We start from the raw sequence: 14,041 nt of genomic DNA on the forward strand, positions 1-14,041 counted from the left end.
CGGCAGCGCTACAACCTCGACCTAAATAGAGGTCCAGGGTTCGTGACCAGGGACGCAAGAGCTTGAGTTCACCTATGGACGAACTTTTAGCGTCTTCGTCATGAGCAAAGAAACCACCGCCCAGTCCCCCGTTCGCCTCGCCGTGATCATCGGCAGTGTCCGCCACGAACGCTTCGCCGACGCCATCACGGGCTGGCTGCTGGCCGAACTCGCCGCGATCGACGGCCTGGAAGTCGACCCGATCGACCTCGCCGACGTCGATCTCCCGCTGCAGGGAACGCGGCCCGGCGGCACCCGGACGGTGATCAGCGACAGGCTGCGCGCGGCTGACGCCTACCTCGTCGTCACCCCGGAGTACAACCACAGTTTCCCGGCGGCGCTGAAGAACGCGATCGACTGGCACTTCACGGAATGGGCGTACAAGCCCGTCGGGTTCGTCGGTTACGGCGCGGGTTCGGGCGGCATCCGCGCGATCGAGCAGCTGCGGCTGATCTTCCCCGAGCTGCGGGCGACCACGATCCGCGACGCGGTCCTGCTGAACGCGCCGTGGACCCGGCTCGGTCCGAACGGCTACGAGGGCACCGAAGGCGAACGCGGCGCGCTGGTAGCGACGATGACCGAACTGACCTGGTGGGCCCGCACCCTGCGCGCCGGACGCGTCGCGGATCAGGTGAGTGCGGCATGAACCGCCTGACCGCACATGAACTGCGTATCGCGGCGGTGATCGCGCTCGGCGGCTTGATGGCCGTTCTCGACACCACGATCGTCGCCGTCGCGCTGCCGCGGTTCATGACGACCTTTTCCGCGTCCCTCACCACGATCCAGTGGATCGTGACCGCATACGCGCTCGGCATGGTCGCGGCGATGCCGCTCGCCGCGACCTTCGCGCTGCGGTGGGGAGCGCGCCGGGTGTATCTGGCCGCGCTGCTCGTGTTCGCGGTGGCGTCCGCGGCGGCCGGAGCCGCCGGTGATCTGGGTTGGCTGATCGCCGCACGAGCGATGCAGGGCCTCGCCGGTGGCCTGATCAATCCCTTGGGCATGACCATCGGCTTCGGCACGGTGGCCCCGGAGCGCCGGAGCCGGATGACCGCGATCACCGGTCTTCCGTTGCTGATCGGGCCGATCCTCGGCCCGATGCTCGGCGGGATCCTGCTGGACAGCCTGTCGTGGCGGGCGCTGTTCTTCATCACCGTCCCCCCGGCTCTGCTCGCCGTCGTAGGGGTGCTGCGCTGGGTGCCCGCCGATACTCCTTCGGCGGAACGCGCTCCGATCGATTTCGCCGGCGGCCTGCTGCTCGTCCCCGGCGTGGTCGCGGTGGCGTACGGCTTCAGCGAAGAGACGCTCGGCGTGGACGTCCGGTCGGGCATCGTCGCCGCCGGGCTGGTGCTCATGGCCGTGTTCATCCGGAGGTCATGGGGTCATCACGCGCCGCTTCTGAACGTCCGGCTCCTGCGCGACCGGACCTTCGGCCGCAACACCGCCGTCCTCGTCCTGTACGCCGCGCCCTACTTCGGCTCGATGCTGCTGATGCCCGCCTACATTCAGGTGATGCGCGGCGACTCGGCCCTGACCAGCGCGCTGATGATGGTCCCCGGAGCGATCGGGATGGGCATCACCATCCAGTTCGCCGCCCGCGTCCTGGAACGCTTCGGTCCGAGGATCGTCGTCGGGACGGGACTGAGCCTGGCGATCGTCTCGACCGCTCTGACGGTGCTCGTCCTCACGCCGGACACCCCGTACCTCGTGCTGGGGATCTTGGGAGTGTTCCAGGGAGCGGGTACCGGAGCGATCATGATGCCCACCATCGTGAGCGCCGGCCGCGAACTGCGGGGGCCGGATCTCGCATCCGGTTCCGCGATCCTCCCCTTGGCCAGCACCATCGCGAGCGCGGTCGGCACCGCGGTGGTGAGCGCGGTGTTCACCGGGCTGATCGCGTCCGCCACCGCTGGACAGGGTCTCGCCGCGCTGAGCGATCCGTCGGCGGGCTCGATGCTCACCGAGGAGATCGTCGACGCGTATCGTCTGACTCTCGTCGGAGTCCTCGCGATCATGGTGCTCGCCCTGGTGGTCAGGCTGCGGACACGCCCCGCCCCGACGACGGAACCCACCACGGTACGGAGCGCAGCATGACGACGTCGACACTGTCCCCGCTCGATGCCCGGCTGACCGTCAGCGAGGTCGCGAGCAAAGCCGGGGTCTCGGCGAACGCGGTCCGGTACTACGAGCGCTACCGCGTCATCACCGCGGAGCGGACAGCGGGCAACGCACGCCGGTTCACGATCGACGCCATCTGCCGGATCCGGCTCGCGGTCGCCGCCCAGCGGGTCGGGCTCAGCCTCGCCGAAAGCGCGGAGATCCTGGCCGAGATCCCGCCGATGTCCCCCGATCTCGAACAGTGGTCGCGGGCGGGGCAACGGCTCATCGACGCCGGGCAGGCTCGTATCGCCGAGCTCACCTCGGTGGTCGACGAGTACCGGACACTCGAGTTCCTCAGGAGTTGAACGGTCCTTCCGCCGCGCTCGACCAGCGGAACACAGGACGGTTCTCGAGACCGGGGTAGGCCACGGCCATACCCCGGTCAGGGGACATCGACCACAGCCGCGCGTCAGGCGACGCGGCATGATCCGCCCAGTCCGCCGACCAGGCGGGGATGTAGCGCTCGTAGATGCGTCGAATCCGGGCCATATCTTTGACTTCCAGTCTCGCGGGACCGGTCATGCGGACCTGACGGACGTCATCGGGTGGGTCGAAGGTCGCGATCATGACCGCGACCTCGCGATTGTCGCGGGCCGCGGCCAAGAACGGCGACGGCCGGCCGTCGGACACCGGGGTGTGGAACCACAACCGGCTCTCCTCGGCCACGAACCACATCATCGCCAATGCCGGATTCCCGCGGCCGGTGGTTGCGGCGACGCTGGCAGGCAGACGCGGTTCGTGGAGGAAGTCTTGTACCGCAAGAATCGATCGGTCCATCACCTCACCCTGCACTCTCGACCGCGATCGAGGTCCAGTGACGACGAGGTTTCGCCCCCGCGAACGAGTCCGTGAAGGCCTCCTTGCCTACCCTGAAGGTAACGATGGAGGCCTTCACTACCTATGCGGCCACCTGTCACAGCGGCAGTACGAAAGAGGGCCGCCCCGAACGGGACGGCCCTCTTTCACGTGACTCAGCGCTGCGGCGGCGGACCACCCTGCGGACCGCCGAACGGTCCCTGCTGCGGGAACGGGCCACTGCCCGGCCCCTGCGACGGCGGCCCCTGGTACGGGCCACCCTGCGGACCGGCGGGCGGCTGCGCCTGCGGCAACCGGGTGGGCGGCGGGGCCTGCGGCCGCTCCGGAGCGGCCTCCGGCTCGGGAGCAGGCGCGACCTTGGGGACCTGACGCGGAGCGGGCGGCTCCTGTCGCGGCGTCGCGACACCCAGCGCCGGAACCTCCTTGCGCGCCACGGCTTCCGCGGCCGCGACGGCTTCGGCGACCTTCGGGTCGCTGGAGGTGTCGAACCAGCCCTGGACCTCTTCGTCCTCCAGGTCCGGCTTCTCGACCGGGTCTTCCTTCGGCGGCTCGTAGCGGAACACGCCGTCGTCGCCGGGTGCGCCGAGCGCGCGGGCGAAGCCCTCCAGGGCCTTGCCGTAGTCGCTCGGGATCATCCAGACCTTGTTCGCGTCGCCCTGCGCCAGCTGCGGCAGGGTCTGCAGGTACTGGTACGCCAGGACCTCGGGCGTGGGACGTCCGGCCTTGATCGCCGCGAAGACCTTCTCGATGGCCTTCGCCTGACCCTGCGCCTGCAGGTATCGGGCAGCACGTTCACCCTGCGCACGCAGGATCCGCGACTGCCGCTCGGCCTCCGCGCTCAGGATCGCGGCCTGCTTGGCACCTTCGGCCGCGAGGATCTGGCTCTGCTTCTGGCCTTCCGCGGTCTTGATCGCCGATTCCCGCTGACCTTCGGCGGTCAGGATCATCGCGCGCTTCTCACGGTCGGCGCGCATCTGCTTCTCCATCGAGTCCTGGATGGAGGGCGGCGGGTCGATCGCCTTCAGCTCGACCCGGGCGACGCGGATGCCCCAGCGGCCGGTGGCCTCGTCCAGCACGCCGCGCAGCTGGCTGTTGATCGAGTCGCGCGAGGTCAGCGTCTGTTCGAGGCTCATGCCACCGACGACGTTACGCAGGGTCGTCGTGGTCAGCTGCTCGACACCGACGATGTAGTTCGAGATCTCGTAGACCGCGGCCCGCGAGTCGGTGACCTGGAAGTACACGACCGTGTCGATGGACACCGTCAGGTTGTCCTCGGTGATCACGGGCTGCGGAGGGAACGAGACGACCTGCTCGCGGAGGTCGATCCGCGCCCGGACCTTGTCCAGGAAGGGCACCAGAAACGTCAGGCCGGGAGAAGCCACCGTCCGGAACCGGCCCAGCCGTTCGATCACAGCGGACTGTGCCTGCGGCACCACCATGATCGCCTTGACCACGACGACGACCACGAACAACGCGAGCAGTCCGACGACGATGAACACCACTGTCTCTGACAACTACCTTCCCCTTACGTAGAAACCTGTTGCGGTACGGCCGTCCGGCTCACAGCTCGGCCGAGACGACCGCCGTGGCGCCCGAGATCTCGACGACCGTCACCGATGTCCCCGGGGCGATCGGTTCCCCGCCAGTCATGCTCCGTGCCGACCAGACGTCGCCTGCCAGCTTCACCTGACCCGCATCGCCGTCCACTGTGGACACTACTATCGCCCGCGCGCCGATCAGCGCGTCGGTGTTGGTCTTGATGTCCGGCCCCGCGAGGAACCGGCGTTTGAGGGTCGGCCGGACGAGGACGAGCATCCCGACCGAGGCGACGGCGAACACCGCGACGTCGATGAACGGGTTCCCGGTCAAGGCGGCCGAGCCCGCTCCGAACAGGGCTCCGACGCCGACCATGAGCAGGAACAGATCACCAGAGAGCAGCTCGGCGATGATCAAGAGAATGCCGGCGATCAGCCAGATGAGCGCGCCTGTCATGCGTCCATGCTCCCAGATCGCGCCGATTCATACCGAGGAAGCGAATCCGACGTGACCGACGCGTGACCTTGAGTGACCTCGCACAAACCGGGCATTCAGAACTCTTCGCCCGGGTCCGAGACGAAGTCGATGAGCCGTTCCACCGCTCCGATCAGCGGCGTTTCCAGATCCCGGTAGCTGCCGACCGCCGCCAGGATCCGCTGCCAGCCCTCCCACGGCTCGCCCCAGCCGAGCGCGTCGCAGACGCCCTGTTTCCACTCCGTGCCGCGCGGGATCTTCGGCCAGGCACGGATACCGACGACCGACGGCTTCACCGCCTCCCAGATGTCGATGTACGGATGCCCGGTGATCAGCACGTTCTCGTCGCGGATCGCGTCGACGATCCGCGACTCCTTGCTGCCCGCGACCAGATGGTCGACCAGCACGCCGAGGCGTCGGCCGGGTCCGGTGCCGAACTCGTCGATGCGGTCGGACAGCACGTCCACCCCATCGAGTGGTTCCACCACCACGCCTTCGACTCGCAGGTCGTGGCCCCAGACACGTTCGACGAGTTCGGCGTCGTGCTTGCCCTCCACCCAGATGCGTGAATCGCGAGCGACCCGCGCCTTGAGCCCTTGGACCTGGACCGACCCGGACGCGGAGATCCGCCGTGCCGGGGCTTTCGGGGCGGCCTTCGACGGCACCAGCGTGACCGGTTTGCCCTCGAGCAGGAAACCCGCGGGATTCAGCGGGAACACGCGGTGCTTGCCGTGCCGGTCTTCGAGGACGACGTTGCCGTACTCGATCTTCACCACGGCACCGCAGTAGCCGCTGGCCGGGTCTTCGACCACGAGCCCCGGCTCCGCGGGCACCTCGGGGATCTTCCGCTTGCGCGGGCCGGACAGCACGTCGTCGTACGAATGGGAGCGCACGGCGGACGACGCTATCGGTGCCAGGGGCCGTCGTCTCCCCGCCACGCCGGTCAGGCGGCCATCCGCCGCCCTGCCGACGTCGATCGCGGACTCGGGTTCACCAACAGAATGACAGCATCGCGTCGACGAACGGGGTGCGCTCGCCCCGCTCGAGCGGGCGCATCACGAACAGCGGCGCGAGCGCGGCACACCACGCGCGCACTCGTCCGGCGTCGAAACCCGGCAGATGCGGCGCGATCGCGTCGAAACCGTCTTCGAGCGTTCCGCCGTCGCGCATCGGCAACGTGACCCAGTCGGCCAGATCGAAGGACGGGTCGCCGACGCTCGGCCGCGGGTCGATCGCGACCGCTCCCCGTCCGGGCCCGCCGTCGAGGACATTGCCCGGATGCAGGTCCCCGTGCACGATCGCGTTCCCTCCCCCGCCGGTCGCGAGTTCGAGCGCCCGCAGCCGCGCGCGATCGAGCGTCTCCAGCGAGAGCGTGGCCTCGGCCACCGAGCCGCGCAGCCCCCGCTCGGCGAGCCGGTACATGAAGACGACACGGTCTTCCAGCGGCGGGAAATCCGACGGCGGGGTCACCGAGTGGATCTGGGTCAGCAGGTCGCCGACCTCGGCCCACGGGACGTTCGCCCCCGCCTCCAGTAGCTGCGTGCCTGGGTCGATGCCCTCCAGCAGGATCGCCCCGGCGGCCAGTTCCGTGTCGAGCACCTGCACGACCCGCGAGCAGCCGTCCCATGCCCGCAACGCGGCGGCTTCCGATTCGGCGATCGTGTGATCCGGGGTCAGCTTGAGGACCTTCGTCAGGCCGTCGTCCCCGTGGCAGATCAAGGTCCGGCCGGTGTTGCCCGGTTTGGTGTCGACGACGGTGAGCCCCCACCGCGCGGCCAGCCGCTCCACGAGGGCGGGCAGCTCGTCACACCACGTCGCGACGTCCTTGCCGAATCGCGTGATCAGACGCGCGCGGGCCTGCTCGTCCAGCACCTTCAGAACAGCGGCCACGGGATGGCGCGCCAGTCGTCGCCGGGCTCAGGGAAGACACCCTCCGCCAGAAGCAGTTCGGTCCGTTCGGCCAGCGCGCGGATCTCGAAGCCGGTGAGGTGCTCGCCGAGCGCGTCCCCGAGTTCCCCGTCCAACCGCTCGCGAAGGCCGTGGAGCTTGCTGACCTCGGCATCGGTCAGCCGCTCGCCGATCCAGCCCCAGAGCACCGTCCGCAGCTTCGGGTCGGTGTGCAGGCAGATCCCGTGATCCACGCCGTAGATCCGGCCGTCGGCACCGGCGAGCACGTGGCCGCCCTTGCGGTCGGTGTTGTTGACCACGATGTCGAGCACGGCCAGCTCCCGCATGCCCTGCCGGTCCGCGTGCGCGAGTACCGCGGGTTCGCCGTCGCGATCGTGCGCGTGGAGCACGACACGCCAGTCTTCCGGCAGGCTCTCCGGCGACCGGACGTCGACGAGCTCCTCGTCGATGGTCTCGATCCACAGCTGCACCATGCCGGGCCCGAACGGCCCGTCGCGCAGCACCGTGGGCGGGATCGCGCCCAGTCCGGAGGCTTCGGCGACCATGGCCGTCGCGACCTCGCGGCCCGCGAGCGTCCCGTCCGGGAAGTCCCACAGCGGCCGCTCACCGGAAACCGGCTTGTACACGACGTTCCCGGTGACGCCGTCGAGCTCGATCGTGCAGAAGAGCGTGACGTTGGAGGCGTCGACGAGCCTGCCTTCGACGTCGATCTTGCCGCGCGTCACCAGCTCCCGAGAAGACTCCTCCACCTCGTCAGTCCTCGAGGACGTCGACGTCGCGCCGGTACCCGTTCTGGCGCGGGCAGATGTGGCCCGCCGGGTCGAGCGGTTCCGCGCAGAGCGGGCACGGCTTGCGGCCGGCGTTGACCACCCGGTCCGCTCGTTCCGCGAACGCGCGCGCCGCGCCAGGACTCAGGAAGACGCGCACGGCGTCCGGCCCCTCTTCGGTGTCGTCCAGCACGACCGTTTCGTCCACCTCGCCCTCCGTCATCGCGAGCAGCTCGATCACGACGGCTTTGCTCTCGGCGTCCCAGCCGAGTCCCATCGTGCCGACGCGGAACTCCTCCTCGACCGGAACGGTCAAGGGGTCGACGTCGAGGAGCTCTTCGGGCGCGTCGTCCGGTACATCCGCTCCGAACCGGCTGGCGACCTCTTCCAGCAGCGAGCTGAGCCTCTCGGCCAAGACCACCACCTGCTGTTTTTCGATGGTCACACTGATCGTGCGGACGTCCTCGGACGCCTGGAGGTAGAACGTGCGGTCGCCGGGCTCACCGACGGTTCCTGCGACGAACCGGTCGGGCTGGCGGAAGACGTGGATTACGCGAGACATGGCACCTTTGACACTAGGCCACGGCCCCGTGATCGGCATCCGCCGCCCCAAGGTTCAGCCCAGGGCGAAACCGCCGCGCCCCGGGCCGTCATGGGCAAAGGGCCGAACCTAGTCTTCAACCGTGGTTGAGATCGCCCCTTACGGCACCTGGACGTCTCCCCTGTCGGCCGCCGCTGTCGCGGCCTCGGGAGTCAGCGCGCAATGGCTCGATACCGTGGGAAACGAGGTCTGGTGGGCCGAAGCGAGAACCGGTGAAGGCGGCCGCGTGACCCTCGTACGGTCCCGCGCCGACGGCACGGTCGAAGACGTCCTCCCCGCTCCGTGGAGCGTCCGGAACCGGGTCCACGAATACGGCGGCCGGCCCTGGCTCGTCCTCGGTGACATCCTGGTCTTCACCCACTGGGCGGATCAGCGCGTCTACCGCCGCGACCTGACCACCGGCGAGACGACACCGCTGACCCCGGAACCGGCGACCCGGCACCAGATCCGCTACAGCGACCTCCGTCCCGGCCTCACCGGCGAAGTGTGGCTGGTCCGCGAACGCAGCACCGGCCCCCGTCGCGTCGACATCGCCCGGGATCTCCTCGCGGTGCCCCTCGACGGCGGCCCGGAACGGGTTCTGACGGCGAGCCATCACTTCCTCACCGCGCCGCGGCTTTCGCCGGACGGCGCACGCGCGGCGTGGATCGGCTGGAACCACCCCGCGATGCCTTGGGACGGCACCGAACTGTGCGTCGCCGAACTCGACGAGGACGGGGCGTTCGGCCCGCACCGTGTACTCGCCGGCGCGGCCGGCATCTCCGTCTGCCAGGTCGAATGGGAGTCGGCGGACAGCCTGCTGGCGTTGCTCGACCCGGACGGCTGGTGGAACCTGCACCGCGTCGGACTCGACGGCGGCATCACGAACCTCGCCCCGGCCGAACAGGAGATCGGCGGCGCGCAGTGGAAACTCGGCACGCGCTGGTTCACCCCGCTCGGCGACGGCAGGTTCGCCGTCCTCGCGTCGGGCAGGCTCGCCGTCCTCGACGAAGCGACGCGGGAAGTGACCCCGGTGGCGGCCGCCACCGATCTGACCGCGTGGTCCACCAACGGGTTCGCCGTCCACGAAGGCGACATCGTCGGCGTCGCGGCGGGGCCGAAGCGCGAAGGTGCCGTCGTGAAAGTCGGTCTCGACAGCGGAACGGTGACCGAACTCGCCGCAGCACCCGAACCGCCGTCGCCTGCCTACCTGTCGACGCCCGTCGAACGGATCTTCAAAACCGACGACGGCGCTCGGATCCCCGCCTTCGTCTACCTTCCCGCCAACGACGACTTCGCCGCTCCGGACGGGGAACTGCCGCCGTTGCTCGTGTACCCGCACGGCGGGCCGACCGGCCGGGACAGCGCGGTACTCGACTACGAGATCGCCTACTTCACCAGCCGCGGCATCGCCGTCGTCACGGTGAACTACGGCGGCTCGACCGGCTACGGACGCGCTTATCGCGAGCGGCTGCGGGAACAGTGGGGCGTCGTCGACGTGGCCGACTGTGTCACCGTCGCCGAAGCCCTCGCCGCCGAAGGCACCGTTGACGGCGACAGGCTGGCCATCCGTGGCGGCAGCGCGGGCGGGTACACCTCCGCCGCCTCGCTGACCACCACCACGACCTACCGCGCGGGCACCGTGATGTACCCGATCCTCGACCTCACGCAGTGGACCGGCGACGGCGGCGAGACGCACGACTTCGAGTCCCGCTACCTCGACGGGTTGATCGGGCCGCTGCCGGAGGCCGTACAGCGCTACCGGGACCGGTCGCCGATCAACAACGCGGGCACCCTCGCCGGCCCGCTGCTGTTCCTGCAGGGGCTGGAGGACGAGATCTGCCCGCCCGAACAGGCGGACCGGTTTGTGGCCGGGCTGGAAGGACGCGGCATCGAGCACGCCTACCTCAGGTTCGAGGGCGAGCAGCACGGTTTCCGGAAGGCGGAGACGATCGTGGCCGCGCTCGAAGCGGAGTTGTCGTTCTACGGTCAGGTCCTCGGCTTCGAGACACCCGGCGTGCCGAAACTCCGGCTGAGCCGATGAGGCCACCGAAGACACGGCCGGGTGACACGATCGCCCTTGTCGCCCCGGCGGGGCCGGTCCCGCCGGACCTCGTCGAGAAGGCGCTGCCGGTGCTCCGCGGCTGGGGCGTCGATGTCCATGTCGGTGAATGCGTCCGCGCGACCTCCACCGGCTATCTGTCCGCCTCCGACGAGGCGCGGGCCGCCGAGTTCACCCGCGCCTGGCTGGACCCGGGAGTGACCTGCGTCCTCGCCGCCCGTGGCGGCTACGGCTCGCAGCGCATGCTCGACCTGGTCGACTGGGCGGCCTTGAAGGCGGCCGGACCCACGATGTTCGCCGGATCGAGCGACGTCACCGCGCTGCACCGGGCGGTGAACGTCCACTTGGGACTGGAGACGCTGTTCTCCCCCATGCCCGCGACCACCCTGTTCGACGCGGTGGCCGCCGAACACCTGCGGCTGTCGTTGTTCGAACCGGAGAGTGTGCGGCTGATCACCTCACCGACGGCGTCGCCACTGGTGCCGGGCACCGCGACCGGGACGCTCATCGGCGGCAACCTCGCCCTCCTGACGTCGGGCCTCGGCACACCGGAGCAGGGCTCGGGGCGTGACGCGCTCGTACTGCTGGAGGACGTCACCGAGAGCCCCTACCGGATCGACCGGATGCTGACCCAGCTGCTGCGTTCCGGCTGGCTCGACGGGGTTCGCGGGTTCCTGCTGGGCTCGTGGAAGTCCTGTGGTGATCCGGAGGTGATCCGAGCCCTGATGCTCGAGCGCTTCGGCCCGCTCGGCGTGCCGATCGCCTGGGACTTCGGCGTCGGGCATGTCCCGGCGTCGCCGACCATCCCCCTCGGCGCACCGGCCACCCTCGACGCCGACGCGGGCACCCTGCTGATTTTGCCATAACAGCAACGGGACTTGCGGAACCGGCCGAGGCGGAGGCATCTTGCGGTCATGGATTCCACACAGCAGTTCTGGGAAGACTTCTACCGGGACAAGGATCAGGTCTGGAGCGGGAAGGCGAACCCGATCCTGGTGAACGAGGTCGCCGCGCTCACGCCGGGGACGGCGCTCGATCTCGGCTGCGGCGAGGGCGGCGACGCCATCTGGCTCACCCAGCAGGGCTGGCGGGTCACCGCCGTCGACATCTCGGACGTCGCGCTCGAGCGCGCCGCCGCACACGCGGCCGAGGCCGGAGTCGAGGGCATCACCTGGGAGCGCCACGACTTGGCGAAGTCGTTCCCGGAGGGCCGTTTCGACCTCGTCTCCGCGCAGTTCTTCCATTCCCCCGTCGCGGAGGACGGCGAGCGGGACAAGGCGCTCCGCCGCGCCGCCGAGGCCGTCGCGCCGGGCGGGACCCTGGTGGTCGCCGGCCATGCGGGCTGGCCGACGTGGATGGACGAACCGCCGCACAAGGACGTCCATTTCCCGACGACCGCCGAGGTCCTCGAAGCGCTGGCCCTGGCCGACGGCGAATGGACCGTGGAGCGACAGGATCTGATCACCCACGACTTCCCGGGACCGGAAGGACAGCAGGGAACGCGTTCGGACAACGTGCTCCGCGTGCGCCGCGCCTAGGTACCGTCTGCGACATGCGGATGACGCGTGCCGAAGCCAGGTCACGGTTCGAAGGCGAGCGGATAGCGAGGCTGGCGACGACGGGTTCGGACGGCGTGCCCCATGTGGTGCCGGTGACGTTCGTTCTCGAAGGCGACTCGGTGGCGTTCGCGATCGACCACAAGCCCAAGAGCACGACGGCGTTGCGGCGCCTGAAGAACATCGCGGAGAACCCCGCGGTCAGTTTTCTGACCGACCACTACGACGAGGACTGGGCAGGACTGTGGTGGGCTCGGGCCGACGGTGTCGCCCGGGCGCTGACCGATCCCGACGAGCAGGCGCTACCGGCGCGGCTGCTGCGGGACAAGTATCCGCAGTACGAGGCGCAGCCTGCACCGCATGCCGTGGTGAGCACCCTCGTTCACTCCTGGAGTGGGTGGCGCGCTTCTTGAGCTTCTTTTGGCCTTGTTGCCGTTCTACGGCAACAAGGCCTTCCCCATGCCGTATAGGTCGTTATACATTTGATGAGATTCCTTGAAGGACTCTGGGTCCGTGAAGGCCTCCTTCACTACCCTGAAGGTAGTGAAGGAGGCCTTCACGGACTGAAAAGTCAGGACGAGCGTGGAGCCTCGGCAGGCAGGAACTGCTCCACCGGCTTCCCCCGCCAAGCGGCGACGATCCCCAGCGGATCCGGCCGCAGCAGCGAAGCGGCCGCGTACACGCTCGCCGCGACGACGCCCGCCATGAACCACCAGTCGTACAGCGCCTGCTCCCCCGTCGGGTAGTAGACCAGCGTCACGAAAACCGACACCGCGACGACGACCGCGAGATTACGGCGGCGCCATTCGAACGCGGAAAGAACGACGAAACCCCAGGTCAGGTACCACGGCAACGAGGGCGGCGGGACGATCGCACCGGCCAGCAGCACGATCGCCATCCGGTGGATCGCCGGGTAGCCGCCGTCGCGGGCGAGCCACCACTGCCAGCCGGCGAAGATGAACAGGCCGACCATCGCGATCGCGCGGAACACCGTGACGAACGGCGACACCTCGACGTCGATCACCAGGTCCACCAGCGAGTAGAAGATCTCGCCGATCCCCGTCGGGAAGTTCATCCAGTTCGCGATCAGCGTCGGCGCCTTGAGACCGGTCAGCCAGCCGAGGTTGACCGAGCCGAGCGACAGCCAGGTGCCGGCGACGAACACCGGCAGGAAGATCCCGACCGACGCGGCGCCCGCGCGGAAGAAGTTGACCACCTTCCGGTCGCCGGGCAGGTGGTTCGCCCACACCCAGACCAGGAACGGCAGCGCCCACGCCGCGGTGGGCTTGATCAGCATGCCGATGGTGACCAGGACGATCGCGACGACGTGCTTACGCTCCAGCGCGGCCAGCACGCCGACGGTGAGGAAGCCCAGCATCAGCAGGTCGTTGTGCGGTCCGCCGACCAAGTGGATCACCGTCATCGGGCTGGCGATGGCGAGCCACAACGTGATCGGCAGTTTGCCACCGAGGTGCTTGACCAGCCGCGGCAGCGACCACAGCATCCCGACCAGGCCGAGCATCAGGACCAGCCGGGTCGCGATGACACCGGCGATCATGTCGTTGCCGGTGACCGAGACGATCCCCTTGGCGACCAGCAGGAACAGCGGGCCGTACGGCGCGGGCGTGGTCTGCCACAGCGGATGGACGTTCTGCACGACGTCCGGCAGCACGGCCAGTTCGGCCGGGCCGTTGGCGTACGGGTCGAGCCCGTTGAGCAGCTGCGCGCCCTGCGCGAGGTAGGAGAAGACGTCGCGGGTGAACAGCGGCGGCGAGACCAGCAGCGGCGCCATCCAGCAGGCGGCGGCGATGACGATCGGACGACTGCCGATCCGGCCCGCGAGCGCGTAGCGACCCAAACGGACCCACGCCCAGATGATCAGCGCGAAGCCCGTGTAGAGCATCACGTTGGCCAGGATGCGGCCATGGCCGTAGCGGATCCACGACAGCGGTCCGTGCCCCAGGATCGGGTCACGGATGAGGATTCCACCGGCGCCGAGCGCCGCCAGCATCAGCAGCGTGCTGCCTATGGTTCCCATCGCGATGGTGCGGTACGGGAACCGGGAAGGCACCCGGAGCCGCTCGCCGAGGGAGCCGGCCGAGGGCGTCTGCTGGGGGTCTGTAGTGGTCGCCATTTCGAGATTGGA

15 protein-coding genes are annotated in these 14,041 nt (G+C 69.2%); 7 read left to right on the forward strand and 8 right to left on the reverse strand.

Annotated features, from left to right (window positions below):
- The first annotated feature begins 100 nt into the window (after nucleotides 1–100).
- The 3 genes from AC069I_RS40455 to AC069I_RS40465 are packed head-to-tail and all read left to right on the forward strand — an operon-like array spanning nucleotide 101 to nucleotide 2,501.
- On the forward strand, nucleotides 101–685 hold the full coding sequence (locus tag AC069I_RS40455) for an NADPH-dependent FMN reductase (protein WP_340682024.1): 585 nt from the start codon (nucleotides 101–103) through the stop codon (nucleotides 683–685).
- Nucleotides 682–2,130, forward strand: a complete 1,449-nt coding sequence (locus AC069I_RS40460; protein WP_478267733.1) for a DHA2 family efflux MFS transporter permease subunit — start codon at nucleotides 682–684, stop codon at nucleotides 2,128–2,130. Before AC069I_RS40455 ends, AC069I_RS40460 begins: the two co-directional genes overlap by 4 nt.
- Nucleotides 2,127–2,501 carry a MerR family transcriptional regulator gene (locus tag AC069I_RS40465; RefSeq protein WP_340682026.1) on the forward strand — a complete coding sequence of 125 codons (375 nt, stop codon included), beginning with the start codon at nucleotides 2,127–2,129 and terminating at the stop codon, nucleotides 2,499–2,501. The genes AC069I_RS40460 and AC069I_RS40465 overlap by 4 nt, the downstream gene beginning before the upstream one ends.
- On the opposite strand, the gene AC069I_RS40470 is transcribed toward AC069I_RS40465, so the two are convergent.
- From AC069I_RS40470 to AC069I_RS40500, 7 genes are all read right to left on the reverse strand, one after another.
- On the reverse strand, nucleotides 2,491–2,988 hold the full coding sequence (locus tag AC069I_RS40470) for a pyridoxamine 5'-phosphate oxidase family protein (protein WP_478267734.1): 498 nt from the start codon (nucleotides 2,986–2,988) through the stop codon (nucleotides 2,491–2,493). The genes AC069I_RS40465 and AC069I_RS40470 overlap by 11 nt on opposite strands.
- Before the next feature lie 179 nt (nucleotides 2,989–3,167).
- A complete protein-coding gene (locus AC069I_RS40475) occupies nucleotides 3,168–4,514 on the reverse strand; it encodes an SPFH domain-containing protein (RefSeq protein ID WP_478228891.1) in 1,347 nt (448 codons plus the stop codon).
- A 58-nt stretch (nucleotides 4,515–4,572) separates the two neighbouring features.
- On the reverse strand, nucleotides 4,573–5,004 hold the full coding sequence (locus AC069I_RS40480) for an NfeD family protein (RefSeq protein WP_478228858.1): 432 nt from the start codon (nucleotides 5,002–5,004) through the stop codon (nucleotides 4,573–4,575).
- A 95-nt stretch (nucleotides 5,005–5,099) separates the two neighbouring features.
- Nucleotides 5,100–5,915, reverse strand: a complete 816-nt coding sequence (locus AC069I_RS40485; RefSeq protein ID WP_478228859.1) for a DUF3097 domain-containing protein — start codon at nucleotides 5,913–5,915, stop codon at nucleotides 5,100–5,102.
- Nucleotides 5,916–6,012: 97 nt separating this feature from the next.
- Entirely contained in the window at nucleotides 6,013–6,912 is a 900-nt protein-coding gene (locus AC069I_RS40490; protein WP_478267735.1) for an aminoglycoside phosphotransferase family protein, read from the reverse strand.
- Nucleotides 6,897–7,679, reverse strand: coding sequence for an SCO1664 family protein (locus tag AC069I_RS40495; protein WP_478267736.1), 783 nt, complete (start codon nucleotides 7,677–7,679; stop codon nucleotides 6,897–6,899). Before AC069I_RS40495 ends, AC069I_RS40490 begins: the two co-directional genes overlap by 16 nt.
- A 4-nt stretch (nucleotides 7,680–7,683) precedes the next feature.
- Nucleotides 7,684–8,259 carry a DUF3090 domain-containing protein gene (locus AC069I_RS40500; protein ID WP_378439468.1) on the reverse strand — a complete coding sequence of 192 codons (576 nt, stop codon included), beginning with the start codon at nucleotides 8,257–8,259 and terminating at the stop codon, nucleotides 7,684–7,686.
- 121 nt (nucleotides 8,260–8,380) lie between these two features.
- On the opposite strand from AC069I_RS40500, the gene AC069I_RS40505 reads away from it, so the two are divergent.
- Genes AC069I_RS40505 through AC069I_RS40520 form a run of 4 tightly spaced genes read left to right on the forward strand, consistent with a single transcriptional unit; the run spans nucleotide 8,381 to nucleotide 12,308 of the window.
- On the forward strand, nucleotides 8,381–10,321 hold the full coding sequence (locus tag AC069I_RS40505) for a S9 family peptidase (RefSeq protein WP_478267737.1): 1,941 nt from the start codon (nucleotides 8,381–8,383) through the stop codon (nucleotides 10,319–10,321).
- Nucleotides 10,318–11,205, forward strand: coding sequence for a S66 peptidase family protein (locus tag AC069I_RS40510; protein ID WP_478228863.1), 888 nt, complete (start codon nucleotides 10,318–10,320; stop codon nucleotides 11,203–11,205). Before AC069I_RS40505 ends, AC069I_RS40510 begins: the two co-directional genes overlap by 4 nt.
- A 48-nt stretch (nucleotides 11,206–11,253) precedes the next feature.
- Nucleotides 11,254–11,877 (forward strand): class I SAM-dependent methyltransferase, encoded by a 624-nt coding sequence (locus AC069I_RS40515; protein WP_478267738.1) that lies wholly within the window; start codon nucleotides 11,254–11,256, stop codon nucleotides 11,875–11,877.
- A gap of 14 nt (nucleotides 11,878–11,891) precedes the next feature.
- Nucleotides 11,892–12,308: a TIGR03668 family PPOX class F420-dependent oxidoreductase gene (locus AC069I_RS40520; RefSeq protein WP_478228865.1), complete on the forward strand. Its 417-nt coding sequence runs from the start codon at nucleotides 11,892–11,894 to the stop codon at nucleotides 12,306–12,308.
- Nucleotides 12,309–12,466: 158 nt separating this feature from the next.
- Here the strand turns inward: AC069I_RS40520 and mptB are convergent, their stop codons facing one another.
- Entirely contained in the window at nucleotides 12,467–14,029 is a 1,563-nt protein-coding gene (gene mptB / locus AC069I_RS40525) for a polyprenol phosphomannose-dependent alpha 1,6 mannosyltransferase MptB (protein WP_478267739.1), read from the reverse strand.
- Between the last annotated feature and the right edge of the window lie 12 nt (nucleotides 14,030–14,041).

Source organism: Amycolatopsis sp. NPDC043885 (assembly GCF_056435685.1).

Coding starts and splice junctions, on each gene's coding strand:
- AC069I_RS40480 (WP_478228858.1), bottom strand. CDS start 5,004: ATGACAGGCGCGCTCATCTGGCTGATCGCCGGCATTCTCTTGATCATC.
- AC069I_RS40510 (WP_478228863.1), top strand. CDS start 10,318: ATGAGGCCACCGAAGACACGGCCGGGTGACACGATCGCCCTTGTCGCC.
- AC069I_RS40520 (WP_478228865.1), top strand. CDS start 11,892: ATGCGGATGACGCGTGCCGAAGCCAGGTCACGGTTCGAAGGCGAGCGG.
- AC069I_RS40515 (WP_478267738.1), top strand. CDS start 11,254: ATGGATTCCACACAGCAGTTCTGGGAAGACTTCTACCGGGACAAGGAT.
- AC069I_RS40500 (WP_378439468.1), bottom strand. CDS start 8,259: ATGTCTCGCGTAATCCACGTCTTCCGCCAGCCCGACCGGTTCGTCGCA.
- AC069I_RS40455 (WP_340682024.1), top strand. CDS start 101: ATGAGCAAAGAAACCACCGCCCAGTCCCCCGTTCGCCTCGCCGTGATC.
- mptB (WP_478267739.1), bottom strand. CDS start 14,029: ATGGCGACCACTACAGACCCCCAGCAGACGCCCTCGGCCGGCTCCCTC.
- AC069I_RS40460 (WP_478267733.1), top strand. CDS start 682: ATGAACCGCCTGACCGCACATGAACTGCGTATCGCGGCGGTGATCGCG.
- AC069I_RS40465 (WP_340682026.1), top strand. CDS start 2,127: ATGACGACGTCGACACTGTCCCCGCTCGATGCCCGGCTGACCGTCAGC.